Origin of the sequence: Caulobacter sp. D5 (assembly GCF_003185805.1) — a bacterium.
Lineage (GTDB): Bacteria > Pseudomonadota > Alphaproteobacteria > Caulobacterales > Caulobacteraceae > Caulobacter.
The window spans coordinates 1-3,693 of the sequence record NZ_QHJY01000412.1 but is presented as its reverse complement, the minus strand read 5'-3'; the positions used below and the strand labels follow the sequence as shown (position 1 = coordinate 3,693).

Annotated in this window: 4 protein-coding genes; all 4 read right to left on the bottom strand. The window is 66.7% G+C overall.

What is annotated here, in order from left to right:
• Positions 1-75: 75 nt before the first annotated feature.
• A complete protein-coding gene (gene xth, locus DMC18_RS22310; protein WP_110121142.1) occupies positions 76-882 on the bottom strand; it encodes an exodeoxyribonuclease III in 807 nt (268 codons plus the stop codon).
• A 239-nt stretch (positions 883-1,121) separates the two neighbouring features.
• Positions 1,122-1,775 (bottom strand): outer-membrane lipoprotein carrier protein LolA, encoded by a 654-nt coding sequence (locus DMC18_RS22305; RefSeq protein WP_110121143.1) that lies wholly within the window; start codon positions 1,773-1,775, stop codon positions 1,122-1,124.
• Positions 1,776-1,901: 126 nt separating this feature from the next.
• Entirely contained in the window at positions 1,902-2,117 is a 216-nt protein-coding gene (locus DMC18_RS22300; protein WP_110121144.1) for a hypothetical protein, read from the bottom strand.
• A gap of 7 nt (positions 2,118-2,124) precedes the next feature.
• Positions 2,125-3,693, bottom strand: a 1,569-nt coding sequence (locus DMC18_RS22295) for a DNA translocase FtsK (protein WP_255580419.1), incomplete at its 5' end; no start/stop codon positions are given.

Genomic DNA, 3,693 nt, shown 5'->3' with positions numbered 1-3,693 from the left:
CCTCATCCTCCCACGCCTGCGGCGCGGGCCCCTCCTTCTCCCTATGGGAGAAGGTGAGAAAGGGCGGCCTCGCCTTTAGACCTTCAAATCCGCCGTCACCGGCGCGTGGTCGCTGGGGCGTTCCCATTCGCGGACGTTGTCGTGGACGCGCGAGGAGACCTTGCCGTCGATGATCGCCGCCTCGCGCAGGCCGGGGCTGGCGAGGATGTGGTCCAGGCGCAGGCCACGGTTGGACTTGCGGAAGTCGGCGGCGCGGTAGCTCCACCAGGAAAACAGCTTTTCCGGCTCGGGCGTCGCCAGGCGCGGCAGGTCCAGCAGGTCCATAGACTTGATGAAGGCCTCGAAGGCCTCGAGCTCGGCCGGGGTATGGCTGACCACCTTCAGCATCTGGCGGTGGCTCCAGACGTCGTTTTCGCCCGGCGCGATGTTCAGGTCGCCGGTGACGATCAGCGGGGCCTTGGGATCGCGCTTTTTCAGGGTGGCCGTCAGGGTCTCGTAGAAATCCAGCTTGTGGTCGAACTTCGGGTTGGCGACGCGGTCGGGCAGGTCGCCGCCGGCCGGGATGTAGAAATTCTGGATCTCGACCCCGGCCACTTTCACCGCCACGCAGCGGGCATGGCCCTCGCGGCAGTTCATCAGGGTCGGGACGTCCTCGATCGGCAGGCGCGAGGCGATGGCCACCCCGTGCCAGCCCTTCTGGCCGGCGATCTTCAGGTGCGGCAGGCCCATGGCCTCGAAGGCCTCGCGGGGGAACTCGCCCTCCTGGCACTTGATCTCCTGCATGCACAGGACATCGGGCGCGGCTTCGTCGACGAAGCGGGCGGCCTGTTCGGCGCGCAGGCGGACGGAATTGACGTTCCAGGTGGCGATACGGAGGCGCATGCCGCTCCCCTACCCTCGCCGTGGGCGGACCACAAAGAAAAACGCCCGGGCGCACGAGGCGTCCGGGCGAAAGTCAGGTCTCTCATGCCGCCGCCGGGAGGGGATAGATCCGGCACGGTTTGCGAAGAGCGGGTCGGGCGCTCATCGCCATGCGTGGTAAAAGTGCCACGTCGAAATTTTTAGTTCAAGGGAAAAAGCGCTTCAGACTTGCATGTTGTGAGAATGTCACAAACGCGCCCTTATCCGGTCGGTCCCTTACCCACCCTGCGGCGAGGATCGGTCAGGACGAACAACTTCGAGTCGATCGCGCCGACCTTCTCCAGACCCGACAGGCGCACGCGGGTCTGGCCGCCCTTCACGTCGCTGATGGTCCAGCCGATCAGTTCGGGTTCGCTGCTGAAGTTCATCTCCAGTCGGCCGAGGGTCTGGCGGCGGGCGTCCTGGGCGACGATCGTGAAGCCGTCGGCCAGCTTGCGCACGCCGGTGATCTTCACGCCGCGATCCAGGCGAACCTCGCGCGCCAGCAGCAGGGCCAGCGGCGTGCGGCTGAGCGGATAGCTCTCGAAGGTCTTCAGGCGGCTGTCGAAGATGTTGACGTTGCTGCCATTGCTGACCACCAGCAGGCCGCCCGGACCGTCATATTCGAACCGCGCCTTGCCGGGGCGTTGCAGCCACAGGGTGCCTTGCGTGGTCACCCCGCGCGGATCGGTCTGCACGAAGCGGCCCTTGGCGTTGGACAGGCCCTGGATATAGGCGGTGGCCTTGGCGATCAGCGCCTTGTCTTCATCCGACAGCGTCTGGGCGAAAGCGGGCGCGCCGATCACGGCGGCCAGCAGGCCCGCGCCGCCGGCGGCGAGCAGGGATCGACGGTTCTGATCGGTCGTCTGGGTCATGCGAACTCCTTCAACTCCACCTTTGCCCTGTGCGCGCGTCGCGGGAAAGGCCATGGCGCGGCCGTTTTCCGGCGCTGCGATGAAGGGCCGTTCAGGTTGGGGTCGATGCAGAACCCCTGGCGAAGCTCATGGTTTCGCTTGATCGACCACGATGGTCGTTCCGTTCGCCAGCTTGGTCGCCAGAACGCGCTTGCGGTCAGGACGCCAGAGTTCAGCGGCCATCCCCTCGGCATCCAAGGCCGCAAAGGCTGCGATCGCTTCGGCGTCGTCGCGAAAGACCAGAGTCCCGAGGGCTCGGAATTTCCGATGACCGACGTCGAAGCGGAAGGCGTATTTGGGCAAGGGCGCCTTAGAGCGCCGGCGGGGGCGGCGCGAGGATCTCGCGTTTGCCGGCGTGGTTGGCGGCGCCGACGACGCCTTCCTTTTCCATCCGCTCCATCAGCGAGGCGGCGCGGTTGTAGCCGATCTGCAGGCGGCGCTGGATGTAGCTGGTCGAGGCCTTGCGGTCGCGGGTGACCACGGCCACGGCGTGGTCGTAGAGGTCGTTGGCTCCGCCCTCGCCGGCGAAGGCGCCCTCGATGGCCTCTTCCTGTTCCTCGTCGCCGCCGGCGGTGACTTCTTCCAGGTACTGGGGGATGCCCTGGTCGCGCAGGAACTTGGCCACCGCTTCGACCTCGCCGTCCGACACGAACGGGCCGTGCAGGCGGGTGATGCGGCCGCCGCCGGCCATGTAGAGCATGTCGCCCTGGCCCAGCAGCTGCTCGGCGCCCTGCTCGCCCAGGATGGTGCGGGCGTCGATCTTGGAGGTGACCTGGAAGCTGATCCGGGTCGGGAAGTTGGCCTTGATGGTGCCGGTGATGACGTCGACCGACGGGCGTTGCGTCGCCATGATCAGGTGGATGCCGGCGGCGCGGGCCATCTGGGCCAGGCGCTGCACGGCGCCTTCGATGTCCTTGCCGGCGACCATCATCAGGTCGGCGACCTCGTCGATGACCACGACCAGATAGGGCATGGCCTCGGGGCGGATCTGCTCGGTCTCGTAGATCGGACGGCCGGCGTCGTCGAAGCCGGTCTGCACGGTCCGCTCGAAGTGCTCGCCCTTTTCGAGGGCCTCGTTGGCCTTCTCGTTGTAGCCGCCGATGTTGCGCACGCCGATCTTGGACATTCGGCGATAGCGGTCCTCCATCTCGCGGACGGTCCACTTCAGCGCCACGACGGCCTTCTTCGGGTCGGTCACGACCGGGGCCAGCAGGTGCGGGATGCCGTCATAGACCGACAGCTCCAGCATCTTCGGGTCGATCATGATGAAGCGGCACTTCTCGGGCGGCAGCTTGTAGAGGATCGACAGGATCATGGCGTTGACGCCGACCGACTTGCCCGAGCCGGTGGTGCCGGCGATCAGCAGGTGGGGCATCTTGGCCAGGTCGGCGATGTAGGGCTCGCCGCCGATGGTTTCGCCCAGAGCCATGGGCAGGATCGAGCTGGCCTTGTCGTAGTCGGCGCTCGACAGCAGGTCGCGCAGATAGACGGTCTCGCGACGCGAATTGGGCATTTCGATGCCGATGGCGTTGCGGCCCTGGGCCACGGCCACGCGGCACGAGATCACGCTCATCGAGCGGGCGATGTCGTCCGCCAGAGCCACGACGCGGGCGGTCTTCACACCCGGGGCCGGTACCAGTTCGTACATGGTCACGACGGGGCCGGGCCGGATCTGGTCGATCTGGCCCTTCACGCCGAACTCGGCCAGCACGCTTTCCAGCAGGCGGGCGTTCTGGCGCAGGGCGCCTTCGTCGAATTCCGAGGAGCGCGGTTTGGACTTGGCCAGCATGGCCAGCTCCGGCAGCTGGAAGCCGTCTTCGTCCTCCTCGAAGTCGAAGGTCTTCTGCTGCTCGCGCAGTTCGCGGTTGCTGGTCGCGGC

Coding starts and splice junctions, on each gene's coding strand:
- xth (WP_110121142.1), bottom strand. CDS start 882: ATGCGCCTCCGTATCGCCACCTGGAACGTCAATTCCGTCCGCCTGCGC.
- DMC18_RS22305 (WP_110121143.1), bottom strand. CDS start 1,775: ATGACCCAGACGACCGATCAGAACCGTCGATCCCTGCTCGCCGCCGGC.